Origin of the sequence: Paracidovorax wautersii (genome assembly GCF_031453675.1) — a bacterium.
In the GTDB taxonomy this organism is placed as follows: domain Bacteria; phylum Pseudomonadota; class Gammaproteobacteria; order Burkholderiales; family Burkholderiaceae_C; genus Paracidovorax.
Genome location: NZ_JAVIZX010000001.1, coordinates 1,653,445 through 1,667,781, shown reverse-complemented (window position 1 = coordinate 1,667,781; position 14,337 = coordinate 1,653,445). Strand labels below are relative to the sequence as shown.

The 14,337-nt window shown below is 71.4% G+C and carries 14 protein-coding genes; 7 read left to right on the top strand and 7 right to left on the bottom strand.

The genetic code is table 11. The features are described from left to right. The first annotated feature begins 127 nt into the window (after positions 1-127). The 3 genes from glnE to QE399_RS07610 all read left to right on the top strand — a co-directional run bounded on the left by glnE (position 128) and on the right by QE399_RS07610 (position 4,268). The gene (gene glnE / locus QE399_RS07620) at positions 128-2,932 is read left to right on the top strand and encodes a bifunctional [glutamate--ammonia ligase]-adenylyl-L-tyrosine phosphorylase/[glutamate--ammonia-ligase] adenylyltransferase (protein ID WP_309827688.1); all 2,805 of its coding nucleotides are present in this window, start codon (positions 128-130) and stop codon (positions 2,930-2,932) included. Positions 2,933-3,148: 216 nt separating this feature from the next. Continuing rightward, positions 3,149-3,799 (top strand): cytochrome c oxidase subunit 3, encoded by a 651-nt coding sequence (locus QE399_RS07615; protein WP_309827686.1) that lies wholly within the window; start codon positions 3,149-3,151, stop codon positions 3,797-3,799. Positions 3,800-3,968: 169 nt separating this feature from the next. After that, positions 3,969-4,268, top strand: coding sequence for a cytochrome C oxidase subunit IV family protein (locus tag QE399_RS07610; protein WP_309827685.1), 300 nt, complete (start codon positions 3,969-3,971; stop codon positions 4,266-4,268). A gap of 78 nt (positions 4,269-4,346) precedes the next feature. Here the strand turns inward: QE399_RS07610 and alr are convergent, their stop codons facing one another. Then, on the bottom strand, positions 4,347-5,441 hold the full coding sequence (gene alr, locus QE399_RS07605) for an alanine racemase (protein ID WP_309827683.1): 1,095 nt from the start codon (positions 5,439-5,441) through the stop codon (positions 4,347-4,349). 139 nt (positions 5,442-5,580) lie between these two features. Between alr and lplT the strand changes: the two genes are divergently transcribed. From lplT to QE399_RS07585, 4 genes are all read left to right on the top strand, one after another. Further along, the gene (gene lplT / locus QE399_RS07600; RefSeq protein WP_309827681.1) at positions 5,581-6,861 is read left to right on the top strand and encodes a lysophospholipid transporter LplT; all 1,281 of its coding nucleotides are present in this window, start codon (positions 5,581-5,583) and stop codon (positions 6,859-6,861) included. A gap of 106 nt (positions 6,862-6,967) precedes the next feature. Next, the gene (locus QE399_RS07595) at positions 6,968-7,846 is read left to right on the top strand and encodes a DMT family transporter (protein ID WP_309827680.1); all 879 of its coding nucleotides are present in this window, start codon (positions 6,968-6,970) and stop codon (positions 7,844-7,846) included. A gap of 285 nt (positions 7,847-8,131) precedes the next feature. Next, complete coding sequence (locus QE399_RS07590) at positions 8,132-8,386, top strand: hypothetical protein (RefSeq protein WP_309827679.1); 255 nt, start codon at positions 8,132-8,134, stop codon at positions 8,384-8,386. Positions 8,387-8,463: 77 nt separating this feature from the next. Continuing rightward, on the top strand, positions 8,464-8,955 hold the full coding sequence (locus QE399_RS07585) for a glutathione peroxidase (RefSeq protein WP_309827677.1): 492 nt from the start codon (positions 8,464-8,466) through the stop codon (positions 8,953-8,955). Between the two features lie 52 nt (positions 8,956-9,007). Here QE399_RS07585 and QE399_RS07580 read toward each other — a convergent pair whose 3' ends face one another. From QE399_RS07580 to QE399_RS07555, 6 genes are all read right to left on the bottom strand, one after another. After that, complete coding sequence (locus QE399_RS07580) at positions 9,008-9,655, bottom strand: dihydrofolate reductase family protein (protein ID WP_309827675.1); 648 nt, start codon at positions 9,653-9,655, stop codon at positions 9,008-9,010. Then, a complete protein-coding gene (locus QE399_RS07575) occupies positions 9,652-10,386 on the bottom strand; it encodes a helix-turn-helix transcriptional regulator (protein ID WP_309827673.1) in 735 nt (244 codons plus the stop codon). The genes QE399_RS07580 and QE399_RS07575 overlap by 4 nt, the downstream gene beginning before the upstream one ends. A gap of 187 nt (positions 10,387-10,573) precedes the next feature. Next, positions 10,574-10,972 (bottom strand): VOC family protein, encoded by a 399-nt coding sequence (locus QE399_RS07570; protein ID WP_309827671.1) that lies wholly within the window; start codon positions 10,970-10,972, stop codon positions 10,574-10,576. A gap of 138 nt (positions 10,973-11,110) precedes the next feature. Continuing rightward, a complete protein-coding gene (locus QE399_RS07565; protein WP_309827669.1) occupies positions 11,111-12,061 on the bottom strand; it encodes a ProQ/FINO family protein in 951 nt (316 codons plus the stop codon). Positions 12,062-12,189: 128 nt separating this feature from the next. Continuing rightward, positions 12,190-13,446, bottom strand: a complete 1,257-nt coding sequence (glcF, locus tag QE399_RS07560; protein WP_309827667.1) for a glycolate oxidase subunit GlcF — start codon at positions 13,444-13,446, stop codon at positions 12,190-12,192. Positions 13,447-13,506: 60 nt separating this feature from the next. Then, on the bottom strand, positions 13,507-14,334 hold the full coding sequence (locus tag QE399_RS07555) for a YoaK family protein (protein ID WP_309827665.1): 828 nt from the start codon (positions 14,332-14,334) through the stop codon (positions 13,507-13,509). Between the last annotated feature and the right edge of the window lie 3 nt (positions 14,335-14,337).

Below are 14,337 nucleotides of genomic sequence, written 5' to 3'. Positions count from 1 at the left end.
CACCGCGAAACCGTGTCCTTGTGTACGCCATGGCGGCGCCTGCGCGTCGGCGGGCAGCTGCCCGCGGCAGCGCCGCTCCGTGCACCCCTTGGCCTGAGACGGTGTGAGCCGGCCCCTTCTTCCTTCCATGCAGATGCCTTTCCCAGAGCCTTCGGCACCCACCGCGCCCCTCGCCCAGCACTCGCGCTTCCAGCAGCGGCTGCACCGGCGCTATGAGCAGGAGCTGTCCCTGCTGCCCCCGGGCGCCCCCCAGCGCGACACCCTCGGCGCCGCCTACGAGGCGCTGCGCCAGCGCGGGCACGATGTGGGCAGCGCGTTGCGCATCCTGCGCCAGCTGGTCATGGAACGGCTCATCCACCTGGACTGCGAGGCGCAGGCCCCGCTGGAGGACATCACCCGTGCGGTGACCTGGCTGGCCGAGTTCGCCCTGGACCGCGCCTGCCAGCAGGCCCGCGAGGAGCTGGATGCGCGCCACGGCGCCCCCCGGGGCCCGGACGGCCAGCCGGTGCAGCTGTGGATCATCGGCATGGGCAAGCTGGGCGCGCGCGAGCTGAACGTGTCCAGCGACATCGACCTGATCTACGTCTACGAGCACGACGGCGAAACGGCCGGCAATGCCGAGGGCCGCAACCGCATCTCCAACCACGAATACTTCGGCCATGCGGTCAAGGCCATCTACAGCCTGGTCGGCGACACGACCGAGCACGGCTTCGTGTTCCGGGTGGACCTGGCGCTGCGGCCCAACGGCAACTCCGGGCCGCCGGCCGTCTCGCTGGCCGCGCTGGAGGAGTACCTGCAGACGCACGGCCGCGAATGGGAGCGCTTCGCCTGGCTCAAGAGCCGCGTGGTCGCCCCGCGCGACTGCCTGGGCCAGCCGGAGGTGCAGGCCCTGCGCGGCGTGGTGCTGCCCTTCGTGTTCCGCCGCTACCTGGACTACAGCGTGTTCGACGCGCTGCGCTCCCTGCACCGCCAGATCCGCGACCACGCCGCCAAGCGCAGCGCCGGCCACCCCGAGCGCGCCAACGACGTGAAGCTCTCGCGCGGCGGCATCCGCGAGATCGAATTCATCGTGCAGCTGCTGCAGGTTGTGCGCGGAGGCCAGTTCCCCGAGCTGCGCTGCCGCCCCACGCTGGAGGCGCTGCAGCGCCTGGCACGCGCCGGCCTGATGCCCCAGGAGACGGCCGACGCGCTGGCGGCGGCCTACACCTTCCTGCGCCGGGTGGAGCACCGCATCCAGTATTTGGACGACCAGCAGACCCATGTGCTGCCCACCCGCGACGACGACCTGGCCTGGATCGCCCACACCCTGGGTCTGGGCAGCTGCGCCTTCTTGCACCAGCTGGACGCGCACCGCGAACTGGTCGCGCAGGAGTTCGACACGCTGCTGGGCAGCCCGGGCAAGAAGCAATGCAGCGGCGGCGGCTGTGGCGGGCCGCGCGCCCAGGCCGCGCCGGCGCCCGAGCTGGACACCTTGCTGGAGCAGTTGCCGCCCACCGTGCGCGACCGCGTGGCCGAGTGGAAGACCCATCCCCGCGTGGCCAGCCTGCGCGACGAGGCCCGCCACCGGCTGTTCCGGCTGGTGCAGCGTACCGGCCGCTGGCTGGCCGAGGGCAAGGTCAACGAGGACGCCGCGGTGCGCCTGGTCGGCTGGCTGGAGCCGCTGCTGCGCCGCGAAAGCTACCTGGCCCTGCTGCTGGAGCGGCCCTCCGTCCACGAACATCTGCTGCACCTGCTGGGCGCGGCCAAGTGGCCGGCGCGCTACATGCTGCAGCACCCCGGCGTGATCGACGAGCTGGCCGGCGACGCCCTGCTGTCCGAGCGCTTCGTGCCCGCAGATTTCGAGCGCGAACTGCGCCTGCGCCTGGCCTCGCTGCAGACCACCGGCGAGGACGACGACGAAACCCTGCTGAACCTGCTGCGCCGCGCGCACCATGCGGAAACCTTCCGCACGCTGGCGCGCGACGTGGAGGGGCGCGTCACCATCGAGCAGGCGGCGGACGACCTCTCCGCCCTGGCCGACAGCGTGCTCAAGCTGACGGCCGAGTGGTGCTGGAGCCGCCTGAAGAACCGCCACCGCGAGACCCCGCAGTTCGGCATCATTGCCTATGGCAAGCTGGGCGGCCGGGAACTGGGCTACGGCAGCGACCTGGACATCGTGTTCGTCTTCGACGACGACGATGACCGCGCGCCCGAGGTGTACTCGGCCTTCGTGCGCAAGCTCATCAACTGGCTCACGGTGAAGACCGGCGAGGGCGATCTGTTCGAGATCGACACCGCGCTGCGGCCCAACGGCAACTCCGGCCTGCTGGTCACGCGCTTCGAGGCCTATGCCAACTACCAGGAACGGCGCGGCAGCAACACCGCCTGGACCTGGGAGCACCAGGCCATGACGCGCGCGCGCTTCGTGCTGGGCAGCGAAGACCTGGCAGCGCCTGCGCCGGACGAGGACGAAGGCACCTCCCCGGCGCCTTCGGAGCGCAGCGCCCTGTCCCTGCGCGCCCGCTTCGACGCCGTGCGCGAGGCCGTCATCACCGCCCCACGCGACCCGGTCGCGCTGCGCGACGAGATCGTGACCATGCGCGAACGCGTGCGCGCCGCCCATCCGGTCCCGGCCGGGCAGTTCGACGTGAAGCACAGCCCCGCGGGCATGGTGGATGCCGAGTTCGCCGTGCAGTACCTGGTGCTGTCGCAGTCCGCGGAACACCCGGGCCTGCGCCAGAACCTGGGCAACATCGGGCTGCTGCAGCGCGCCGAGGCCGCCGGGCTGCTGCCGGCCGGCGTGGGCACGGCGGCGGCCGCCGCCTACCGCAAGCTGCGCCAGGTGCAGCACCGGGCCCGGCTCAACGAAGAGCCCACGCGCGTGGCGCCCGAGACCCTGGAAGCCGAGCGCGAGGCGATCAAGGTGCTGTGGTGGGCGGTCTTCGGCAAGTGACCGATCAGGGATGAAATCAGGCTCCAGCGCTTTATTCATAAGCGCATGCAGCTATATTTAGCATAGCACTCACCAGAACGGGCCGCAGAGCAGGCGTGGCCGTCGTTGGGCTGTTGGCTGGTTCCCTGGGCTGCGCAAGCGCCCGGGTCTGATGTACATCAGCAAGAGGCCACCGCAGCCGCCACCGCGCGGCCGCGCTGGGCATGATGGCGCGCCATGCTCTCGGCCGCCTCGCTGACCCCCTCCCTGCCCGTGCCCTTGCCCCCGGCCCTGGCCGGGTGCGCCCCCGGTCCCCGCACCGACTCCGCCGCCGTGCCCGAGATGCCCGGCCACCGGGCCATGTGGGTCGCCATCAGCCTGGAGCTGTTCGAATTCGCGGTGTTCTTTGGCGTGTACTTCGGCGCGCGCTGGTTCCATCCGCAGGCCTTTCAGGACGGCGCGGCGCGCCTGTGGACGGTGGCGGGCGTCGCGGTCACCGGGGTGATGGTCACCAGCGGCTACTTCCTGGTGCGGGCCGTGCGCAGCATGCGCGCCGACCGGCGTTCCGCCGCGCAGCGCTGGCTGGCGGCAGCGCTGCTGCTGGGCCTGGCCTACCCGGCCGTCAAGGCGCTGGAGTGGCAGTGGAACGCGGCCCACGGCATCCACGCCGGCGCGGGGATCTTCGTGGTGGTCTATTACTACCTGACCATCAACCACTTCGTGCATGCCTGCTGGGGCCTGCTCGGCATGGGCTGGGGCCTGGCGCGCCTGTCCACCGGGGCCTACTCGGCGCAGGACTGCCGCGGGCTGGAGTCGCTGGCCGTGTACTGGCACGCCACCGACCTGGTGTGGCTGATGGTGTTCAGCCTGTTCTATGTCTTCGCGTGATGGAGATCACCCCCCTGAGCGGCTGCGCCGCTTCCCCCCGCGCTCGCCGCACTGCGTGCGGCGGGCAGAGGGACGCCGCCAGCGCGGCGGGGCGGCCCTTGCGCGGCGGCCGCTGGGCTGGGCCGCGCCGGTATCGGAGATGGATGGCGCAATGACGCCGGACCGCTGAATGAAAACAAGGCACCGCCCCTTCCTGGTCAGCCACAGCGCCACCCTGGCCTGGCTCGCACTGCTGCTGCTCACAGCCGCCAGCGTGGGGGTGGTGGGCCATGCGCACCACGGCGGGTCGCGCCTGGGGATGGCGCTGGCGGTGGCGGGCATCGCCTGGGTCAAGGGCCGCCTGCTGATCCGCCACTATCTGGAGGCACGGCGGGCGGGCCCCATGTTCCTGCGCATCGTGACGGGGTTCTGCGCGCTGGCGCCGCTGGCGCTGGTGGCCAGTGCGCTGCGCGAGTTCCTGCGGGGCTGAGCGGCATCCCGCAGGGCGCGCCACCCCTGCTCTCGGTCGCAGCGCAGGATGCGCTCGGCCGCCGCGCGGCCCGTCGGCTTAGTCGACGACCACCGGCACGCGCTGCGCCAGCGCGCACATCAGCTCGTAGCCCACGGTGCCGGCCGCCTGGGCCACCTCGTCGATGGGCAGCACCGTGCCGTTCGCGGCACGGCCCCACAGGGTGACCTCGGAGCCGATGCCTGCGCCCGGCACGCCGGTCAGGTCCACGGTGACCATGTCCATGCTCACGCGCGCCACCAGGCGGGTGCGCACGCCGTTGACCAGCACGGGCGTGCCGGTGTCGCAGTGGCGGGGGTAGCCGTCGGCGTAACCGCAGGCGGCGATGCCGATGGACATAGCCCGGTCGGCCGTGAAGCGCGAGCCGTAGCCCACGGTGTCGCCCGGCCGCAGGTGCTGCACGCCGATGATGCGGGTCGAGAGCGTCATGGCGGGCTGCAGGTCCCAGTCGGCCGCCGTGCGCTCGGGATGGTCCGGCGCGCTGCCGTAGACCACGATGCCGGCGCGCACCCAGTCGGCGCGCACCTGCGGCTCGGTGCCGAAGCGCAGGGTGGCGGCGCTGTTGCTCACGCTGCGCTCGCCCGGCAGGTCCTGCGTGGCCTGCAGAAAGGCGGCCATCTGGTGGCCGATGCCGCGCGGGCCGTCGGCGTCGCTGAAATGGGTCATGAACGAGATCTCGTCCACCTGCGTCAGCGCGTTCAGGCGGGCCCAGGCGGCGCGGTAGCGCTCGGGCGTGAAGCCCAGGCGGTTCATGCCGGAGTTCATCTTGAGGAAGACGCGGTGCGGGGCCTGCGTCTTGTGCGCGGCCAGCCAGTCGATCTGCTCGTCGCAGTGGACCGCGTGCCACAGGCCCAGGCGGGAGCACAGCTCCAGGTCGCGCGGCTCGAACACCCCCTCCAGCAGCAGGATGGGGCCGCGCCAGCCCAGGGCACGGATGCGCTCGGCCTCGGCCAGGTCCAGCAGCGCGAAGCCATCGGCGCTGCGCAGGCCCTCGAACACCCGCTCGATGCCGTGTCCGTAGGCGTTGGCCTTGACCACCGCCCACACCAGCGCATCGGGCGCCGCACGGCGCGCGCGGCCCAGGTTGTGCTGCAGCGCAGCGGTGTGGATGGTGGCCTGGATGGGACGCGGCATGGCGGTATTTCTACGGAGCGAAAGGGTGGAATTCTGGCACTGGGCCGGCGAACCCGCGTGATATAACCGCCAGTCACTTGTAGCGGGTTACGATATTTAACAGGGCATCAGCCACACTGATGCACCCCACAGCCATTCGATGAAGCGCGGTTTCTACACCATCATGTCGGCGCAGTTTTTCAGCTCGCTGGCCGACAACGCACTCTTCGTGGCCGCCGTGGAATTGCTGCGCACCAGCGGTGCCCCTGAATGGCAGCGCGCCGCCCTGGTGCCGATGTTCGCGCTGTTCTACGTGGTGCTCGCGCCCTGGGTCGGCGCCTTTGCCGACGCCCTGCCCAAGGGCAAGGTGATGTTCGTCAGCAATGCCATCAAGGTGGTGGGCTGCCTGATGATGCTGTTCGGCTCGCACCCGCTCATCGCCTATGCCGTGGTCGGCCTGGGCGCCGCCGCGTACTCCCCTGCCAAGTACGGCATCCTCACCGAGTTGCTGCCGGCGTCGCAGCTGGTCAAGGCCAACGGCTGGATCGAGGGGCTGACCATCGCCTCCATCATCCTGGGCGTGCTGCTGGGCGGCCAGCTGGTGGGGCCCGCGGTGTCGGGCGTGCTGCTGTCCATCGACCTGCCGCTGCTGGAAACCGGCGTGGACACCGCGGCCGAGGCGGCCATCGCCGCCATGATCGTGCTGTACCTCATTGCCGCCTGGTTCAACACGCGCATACCGCACACGGGCGTCGAGATGCGCCCCATGCCGGCCAACCCGCTGGCCATGCTGCCGGACTTCTGGGCCTGCAACAACCGCCTGTGGCGCGACAAGCTGGGCCAGATCTCGCTGTCCACCACCACGCTGTTCTGGGGCGCGGGCGGCAACCTCAAGTTCATCGTGCTGGCCTGGGCGGCCGCGGCGCTGAGCTACAACACCACGCAGGCCTCGGCGCTCACGGGCGTGGTGGCCATCGGCACGGCGGCGGGCGCGGTGATCGCCTCCATGCGCATGCGGCTGGATGCGGCCACCAAGGTGATTCCGCTGGGCATCGCCATGGGCCTGCTGCTGATCCTGATGGTGTTCATCAACAGCATCTGGGTGGCCATTCCCTTCCTGATCCTGCTGGGCGGCCTGGGCGGCTACCTGGTGGTGCCCATGAACGCCCTGCTGCAGCACCGCGGCCACAACCTGATGGGCGCGGGCCGCTCCATCGCCGTGCAGAACTTCAACGAGCAGGCCTGCATCCTGGGCCTGGGCGCGTTCTACAGCCTGTCGCTGAAGATGGGTCTGTCGGTGTTCGGCGCCATCACGGCGTTCGGGCTGGTGGTGGCCGGCGTGATGTGGCTCATCCAGCGCTGGCACGCGCACAACTGCACGCACCACCGCGAAGAGGTGGAGCACCTGCTGCACATCGCCCGGCACGACCACCACCATTGAGCGGGGCACCCGCGGCAGCGGCCCGCCACTGCAGCCGGGCTACTCCAAACTACGCTTTCGATAGCAGCATGCGCTTACCCATCAAGCGCTGCAGCCATTTTTGACCATGCAATCGCCGCTGCCCATCTTCGCCCTGCTGTTCAACGCCTTCGTCTGGGGGCTGGCGTGGTGGCCCTTCCAGCGGATGCACGCCGCCGGCCTGCATCCGCTGTGGGCCACGGCGGCGATGTACTGCGTGGTGCTGCTGGGCCTGCTCATCGCACGCCCGGGCCTCTGGGCCCAGGTGCGCCAGCACCCGCAGCTGTGGCTGCTGGCCCTGGCCTCGGGCCTGAACAATGTCGCCTTCAACTGGGCCGTGACCATCGGCGACGTGGTGCGCGTGATCCTGCTGTTCTATCTGATGCCCGCCTGGGCCGTGCTGCTGGCCTGGAAGATCCTGGGCGAGCGTCCCACGCCCGCCGCGCTGCTGCGCCTGCTGCTGGCCTTCGCTGGCGTGGTGCTGGTGCTGCTGCCCGCAGATGCGCCCGCCAGCCGTCTGCTGCACAACCTGTCGCTGGCCGATGCGCTGGCGCTGCTGGGCGGCTTCATGTTCGCACTCACCAACGTCACGCTGCGCCGCCTGCACGCCGTGCCCGGCCAGGCGCGCATGTTCGTGATGTTCGGCGGCTGCATGCTGATGGCGCTGACGGTGGGCACCATCGGGCTGCAGGTGGGCGTGGTGGAACCCTTTCCCGCCCCCAACGCCACCTGGGTGGTCACCGGCCTGCTGCTGTCCGGCCTGCTGATGCTGGGCAACTGGGCACTGCAGTACGGCGCCGCGCGGCTGGCGGCCGGCACCACCGCCGTGGTGATGCTGTCGGAAGTGGTATTTGCCAGCGTGTCGTCGGTGCTGCTGTCGGCGTCCGAGTTGCAGCCGCGCACCCTGCTGGGCGGCAGCCTGATCCTCTGCGCGGCCCTGCTGGCCTCGCTGCGGCGCGGGCGCTGAGCGCGTCCCGCGTTCTCTTCCGGCCCCGCGGCAGGCAGGGGCCACCGAACAGCCTTCGGAATCAAATCAGCCCGTAGCGCAGCAGGGACGAGCGCATACAGCTATTGATTCAATAGCGTTTCTTCGAAACCATGGGGGCCGCGTCAGCGCGGCCATGGCAGGCGGTCGCCCTGTAGGTCGGCACCGCGACCACCGGGCAGATGCTGGACGGCGTCCGGCGGGGCCTCTAGATTCAGGCCCTCTTAACCAACCACCTGCCGCGCCCGCCGCGGCAGCCACCGCCCCATGCGCACCCTCTCCGCCCTGGCCGCCGGCCTTCTCGCCGCCGCTGTCCTCACCGCCTGCGACCGCCCGGCCGCTCCGTCCTCCAGTTCGACCGGCACCACCGCGCCCGCTGCCGCGCCGGCCGCCACGCCTTCGTCGGACGCCCACCCTGCCGAGCCCGCCGCGCCCAGCGCCAGCAACGCCGTCACCCCCGCACCCGGCCCCGGCGAGGGCGAAGGGGCTGCCGCCTCGACCGACCTGCCGAAGAAGCCCTGAGCGGCCGCACTGGGCCACCCCCCGCCAGCACGGCGGGGCTTGCGCGTACCATGCAGGTCGACCACCGGAAAGCCACCATGACCCCGACCAGCGTGTACGACTTCGATGCCCTGCAGATGAACGGCCAGGCCGTGCCGCTGCGCAACTACCAGGGCCAGGTGCTGCTCATCGTCAACACGGCCAGCGCCTGTGGTTTCACCCCGCAGTTCGCCGGCCTGGAAGAACTGCACCAGCAGTACGCCGGCAAGGGCCTCGTGGTGCTGGGCTTTCCCTGCAACCAGTTCGGCAAACAGGACCCGGGCAGCAACGACGAGATCGCCAGCTTCTGCCAGCTCAACTACGGCGTGAGCTTTCCGATGATGGCCAAGGTGGACGTGAACGGCGCCGATGCGACGCCGCTGTACCGCTGGCTCACGGCCGAGGCGCCCGGCCTGCTGGGCACCAAGGCCATCAAATGGAACTTCACCAAGTTCCTGATCGGCAAGGACGGCCAGGTGATCCGCCGCTACGCGCCGCTGGACAAGCCGGCAGCCCTGGCCAAGGACATCGAGGCCGCGCTGGCGGCCTGACGCGTCCTCCCACCCGCCCGCCGGCGATGGCCCTGTGCGGGCTGCCGGCGCATCACACCGCCGGCACGGCGAAGCCAGATGCCGCCGCACCGCCGGCTGTTGCGGCGTCCTCGTCCTCTTCCTCGTCCGCTTCTGCAGCCTCGTCGGGCAGCGCGTCCGGCGTGGCGCGCCACAGCTCCTGGGTGAGCACGCCGTTGTCGTAGCGGTGGTGCCGCCATGGCACCCAGCGCTCGCTCTGCAGGGCGCCGCCCGTGCCCCACAGCGGCACGCCAGCGCCCAGCGTGACGGGCATCGTCGCCAGCATCAGCCGGTGCACGCAGCCTGCGCGCAGGAATTGCCCGGCCACGTCGCCGCCGCCCAGCAGCCAGCCCCGGCGCACGCCCTGGCTTTGCCATTGCGCCAGCAGCGCATCGGGCGACAGCGGGCCCCAGCCCACATGCGCGGGCAGCACCCCGCCATCCGGCCGCGGCTGGCGGCTCAACACCCATGCGGGGCACTCGCCGTAGGGCCACGCGCCCAGCGACTGCACCACCTCGCAGGTGCGCCGCCCCATGGCGACGGCATCCACCGTGCCCATGAAGTCGGCCAGGCCGTAGTCGGCGCCGGCACCGTCGAAGGCCTGCAGCCAGTCCAGCTCGTCCTGCGGGCCGGCGATGAAGCCGTCCAGCGAGGCGGCGACGTAGTAAACGATCTCGGTCATGGAAACCTCCGCGGATCCGGCGGGTTGTGCAGGGTTGCGGTCTTGCAGGCCATGTCGGCCTCGACCTGGCGGACCATGTCGGCCAGGGTGCGGCCGGGCTGCGGCGTGAAGCGCTCTTCCAGCACCTGCAGCGCCACCACCCGGTCGGGGCGAAAGCCGCGGAAGTCGCCACGCAGTTCGCACCACGCGGCCAGGGTCCACACGCGGCCCCAATAGAAGCAGCCCAGCGGCCAGATGCGCCGCACGCTGGCCCGGCCCTGCTCGTCGGCGTAGTCGATCTGCACCACGTGGCGGCTCTGCACGGCCTCGCGCAGCGTCTGCAGCGTGGCCTGTTCGCGCGCGCTCAGGCCGACCGAGGGCGCATACAGCGCCTGGGCCTCCGCCGCCGCGCGGGCCGCGGGCGGCAGCACCGAGAGGATCTTGCCCAGCGCGCCGTCCAGTTCGCGCGCCAGGCCCGGGTCCAGCCACGCCTGCGCCAGGCGCGCCGCGGCCACGAGCGCGTTGGCCTCGCCCTGGCTGAACATCAGCGGCGGCAGGTCGAAACCCGCCCCCAGCCGGTAGCCCACGCCGGCCTCGCCCTCGATGGGCACGCCCTGGTGCTGCAGGTCGGCCACGTCGCGGTAGATGGTGCGCACCGACACCTCCAGCCGCTGCGCAAGGAACTCGGCGGTGGAAAGGCGGCGGCCCCGGATGAGCTGCACGATCTGGAACAGGCGGTCGGCACGGCGCATGCACTACGGCAGGATAGAGAGTGAAAAGTGGCTTCAGCGCTTATCAGTCAATCGCAAGCAGCTATGAAAAACAAAGCAAAACGATGCCGCGGCAGGGGCTTGCCACGCGCTGCGGCACATGACTGTCAGCGATTCGTGTCGGGCCCGCAAGCGGCGCCGCCGAACTGCTTTGCGCGGGGCGCCGGCGTTACCGGGCCATCGCATGCAGGCCGATGAAGTTGCCGTCTACGTCCACCATGTGGGCGATGAAGCCGATGCCGCGCGGCAGCTCGATGATTTCGCCGGCCAGTTGCCCGCCCGCCGGCTCGACGCGCGCCACCACGGCGTCCAGGCTGGGGCTGCAGTCCAGGTAGATGCGCACACCGGCGCTTCCGGGCGCCACGGCATGGTCCGGATGGCTGGACAGACAGCCGCCGGTGGCGCCGTCCTCGCACGAGAACAAGGCCATCGGGCCCGTGCCCACGTCTTCACGGTGCATGGGCCGGCCCAGCACCTGCTCGTAGAAGGCCTGGGCGCGCGGCAGGTCGGCGCAGGGAATCTCGAACCAGGTGATGGCCGAGGTCGGGGTGGGAGACGTGGTGGTCATGGCAGCGATCCTTTCGATCGAAGTGATGAAGGACGCCATGGTGCGCTGGCCTGCTGACAGCGTAGTGTCAGCAGGCAGGCCGTCGGCCCGCCGGCTCCGCCCCGCCGGGCAGGTTGGCGCGCGGCCTGCCTGTGCCGGTCAGTGCGCGCTGCTGCCGGGCGCGGCCTCGGGGGGCACGGCCGCGGGCGCCGCAGTACGCGGACGGCGGGCGCGGGCCAGCATCTGGCCCACGGTGCGCTGGTCCATGCCGTACATGTCGGCGAACTGCTCCACCGACGTGCTGCCGCTGGCCTCGTAGGCACGCAGCAGGGCCTCGGCCTTGGCGTCGCGCTCGGCGACTTCGGCAAAGGCCTCGTCCAGCAGCGCATTGGCTTTCTCGTCGCGGCCGCGCGCCAGCGCGTCGTACGCCTCGCGCGTCAGGCCCGAGGCTTCGTAGGCCTGCGCGATACGGCGGCGCAGCTTGGCCGTGAGGTCTTCGCCGTCACGCGGCTTCTTGCGGCGGAACACTTCCAGCAGCGCGTGGTGCACGTGCTCGGGCGCCATGGCCTCGACGGGCTGGCCGCCCAGATCATGGCGCGGGCGGCCTTCGGCCACCACCTGCAGGTAGCGGGTGGAGCGGGTGTGGATGCCGAGCGCGGCCTTCAGGTCTTCCTTCTCGAAGACGCCGGGGTGGGCCTCCTGCAGGTCCTGGAAGATGCCGCGCTTGAGCGGCAGGAACTGCGCGCCGAAAAGGTGGGGGTAGAAACCGGCCAGCTGCTCCAGCGCGGGATGCGTGCGGCGCGGGCCGGCCGAGGGTCGTGGCGCCTGCGGCACCGCGCCCGCCGCGGCAATGGCCGCTGCCATGGCACCGGCGGGCTGGGCGCCGCCGGAGGAACGGCCCTGGCCGCCGCCGCCCCGGCGGTTGCGGCCGCCCCGGCGCCCCTCCTGGCGGGCACGGGGCGCGGCAGCCGGCGCACCGGCCGCGTTGCCATCGGCCATCGTGGGCTGCTGCGCGGCCACGGCGTGGTCCGCGGGCACGGCGGCGGAGGCATCGGCCGCCGGCACGGGAGCGGGATTCTGTGGTTCAGGTGCGGTCACGGGGTCGGTCATGGCGAGAAGAAATACGCGGTTGGGGCGCGGCTGCGCAGCGGTCAAAACCCGCCATCATGCCAGCCCCGCTGCCGCACGCCCCGCTGCGGCACCCTGCGCAAGGACGCGGGGCCGGCCCGCCAGGCGCCTCAGCGGCCGATCAGGGCCTCGTCCAGCACCTCGACCCAGTGGCGCACGGGCACGTCGGTGCCGCTTTGCAGGTGCGTGATGCAGCCCACGTTGGCCGACAGGATGGCGTCGGGCGCCTGGCCGCCGCAGGCATCGCCCAGCGCGTCCAGCTTGCGGTCGCGCAGCTGGTAGGCCAGCGCGGGCTGCAGCACCGAGTACGTGCCCGCCGAGCCGCAGCACAGATGCGATTCGGTGCGGCAGGTGGTCACGCGAAAGCCCAGCGCGGCCAGGTGCGTCTCGACGCCGCCGCGCAGCTTCTGGCCGTGCTGCAGCGTGCAGGGCGGGTGGTAGGCCAGCAGGGCTTCGGTGGGGGCGACGCGGCCTTGCAGCTTCTCGGCCAGCTCGGGCAGCATGTCGGGCAGCAGCTCGCACAGGTCGCGCGCCAGGGCGCTGATGCGCGCGGCGCGCTCGGCATAGTGCGCGTCGCCGCGCAGCAGGTGGCCGTAGTCCTTGACCATCACGCCGCAGCCCGAGGCGTTGATGACGATGCTCTCCACGCCGGCCGGCGAGTCCACGTAGGGCCACCAGGCGTCGATGTTGGCGCGGGCCTGGGCCAGCCCCCCTTCCTGGTCGTTGAGGTGGAACTTGACGGCGCCGCAGCAGCCGGCCTGGGGCGCGACGATGGTCTGGATGCCGGCCGCGTCCAGCACGCGAGCCGTGGCCCGGTTGACGTTGGGCAGCATGGCCGGCTGCACGCAGCCCGCCAGCATGAGGACCTTGCGGGCGTGCTCGCGCACCGGCCAGGCGCCGGCCTGCTGCGGGGCGGGCACCTTGGCGCGCACCGCGGCGGGCAGCAGGCCGCGTACGGCCTGGCCGGCCTTCATGGCGGGACGGAACAGCGGCGAGGGCAGGCCCTCCTTCAGCGCCCAGCGGGCGGCGCGCTCTCCCAGCGGGCGGGGCACCTGTTCGTCGACCAACTTGCGCCCGATGTCCACCAGGTGCCCGTACTGCACGCCGCTGGGGCAGGTGGTCTCGCAGTTGCGGCAGGTGAGGCAGCGGTCCAGGTGCTGCTGCGTCTTGCGCGTGGGCGTGGCGCCTTCCAGCACCTGCTTGATGAGGTAGATGCGGCCGCGCGGCCCGTCCAGCTCGTCGCCGAGCAACTGGTAGGTCGGGCAGGTGGCGGTGCAGAAGCCGCAGTGGACGCACTTGCGCAGGATGGCTTCGGCCTCCTGCCCTTCGGGCGTGCCCTGGTACTGGGGGGCGAGCTGGGTTTGCATCGTGGGCTTGTCTCTGTAATAGGAAGGGGGAGCGGAGCGAGCACGGGGCCTGCGGGTCGGTCAGTGCGGCGGACCTTCGTGGGAGGCAGCGCCGGTCTTGCGGCGGCGCGGCCGCAAGCGGTCCGCCCAGCCGAAGGTCCAGGCCCGCAGCGCACGGTTGTGGCGCAGGTCGTCCAGGTAGGGCGGCAGCGACAGCCACAGCAGCAGGGCCGCCAGCGGCAGCACGCAGATGAAGCCCACGTACTTGAAGCCGGCCGCGCCCGCGATGCCGCCCAGCACGAAGGCGAGGATGAGCCCGCCGAAGAGCCGCACCCGGTCGCCGTTGGGGCGCACGCGCGTGGCCTCGGTGCGGTAGCGGTTCCAGTACAGCGCCTTGCCGATCTCGATCCCCAGGTCGGTGAAGTTGCCGGTCATGTGCGTGGTGCGGATCTTGCCGCCCGAGACCTTGGACGCCAGCGCGTTCTGCAGCCCCATGATGAACGACAGCAGCAACACGGTGAGCGGCACCGCGAACGGCGTGTGCCAGGTGAGCGTGAGCGCCCCCATCAGGCCGAAGGGCAGCATCAGCACGGCCTCCAGCAGCAGCGGCAGCGCATACAGGTGGCGCAGCCGGTACTGCCGGCCCCAGTGGATCTGGATGGCCGCCGTGGCTGCCCCCGCCAGAAAGGCCAGGATGGCGCCCACCGCGCCCAGCAGCAGCGCCATATCGCCCATCACCAGGGAGTCGGCCACCTGCGAGGTGAAGCCCGTCATGTGCGAGGTGTAGCGCGCCAGCACCAGGAAGCCGCCCGCGTTGATGGCGCCCGCATTGAACGCCAGCAGCAGGCCCAGCACCCGGTTGGTGGCGTGCGTGCGGTGCAGCCCCGTCAGGTGGCGCAGCAGGCGCATGGC

Excerpts from the sequence above, each read along its gene's own strand:
- glnE (WP_309827688.1), top strand. The coding sequence starts at position 128 with ATGCAGATGCCTTTCCCAGAGCCTTCGGCACCCACCGCGCCCCTCGCC.
- QE399_RS07615 (WP_309827686.1), top strand. The coding sequence starts at position 3,149 with ATGCTCTCGGCCGCCTCGCTGACCCCCTCCCTGCCCGTGCCCTTGCCC.
- QE399_RS07610 (WP_309827685.1), top strand. The coding sequence starts at position 3,969 with ATGAAAACAAGGCACCGCCCCTTCCTGGTCAGCCACAGCGCCACCCTG.
- alr (WP_309827683.1), bottom strand. The coding sequence starts at position 5,441 with ATGCCGCGTCCCATCCAGGCCACCATCCACACCGCTGCGCTGCAGCAC.
- lplT (WP_309827681.1), top strand. The coding sequence starts at position 5,581 with ATGAAGCGCGGTTTCTACACCATCATGTCGGCGCAGTTTTTCAGCTCG.
- QE399_RS07595 (WP_309827680.1), top strand. The coding sequence starts at position 6,968 with ATGCAATCGCCGCTGCCCATCTTCGCCCTGCTGTTCAACGCCTTCGTC.
- QE399_RS07590 (WP_309827679.1), top strand. The coding sequence starts at position 8,132 with ATGCGCACCCTCTCCGCCCTGGCCGCCGGCCTTCTCGCCGCCGCTGTC.
- QE399_RS07585 (WP_309827677.1), top strand. The coding sequence starts at position 8,464 with ATGACCCCGACCAGCGTGTACGACTTCGATGCCCTGCAGATGAACGGC.
- QE399_RS07580 (WP_309827675.1), bottom strand. The coding sequence starts at position 9,655 with ATGACCGAGATCGTTTACTACGTCGCCGCCTCGCTGGACGGCTTCATC.
- QE399_RS07575 (WP_309827673.1), bottom strand. The coding sequence starts at position 10,386 with ATGCGCCGTGCCGACCGCCTGTTCCAGATCGTGCAGCTCATCCGGGGC.
- QE399_RS07570 (WP_309827671.1), bottom strand. The coding sequence starts at position 10,972 with ATGACCACCACGTCTCCCACCCCGACCTCGGCCATCACCTGGTTCGAG.
- QE399_RS07565 (WP_309827669.1), bottom strand. The coding sequence starts at position 12,061 with ATGACCGACCCCGTGACCGCACCTGAACCACAGAATCCCGCTCCCGTG.
- glcF (WP_309827667.1), bottom strand. The coding sequence starts at position 13,446 with ATGCAAACCCAGCTCGCCCCCCAGTACCAGGGCACGCCCGAAGGGCAG.
- QE399_RS07555 (WP_309827665.1), bottom strand. The coding sequence starts at position 14,334 with ATGCGCCTGCTGCGCCACCTGACGGGGCTGCACCGCACGCACGCCACC.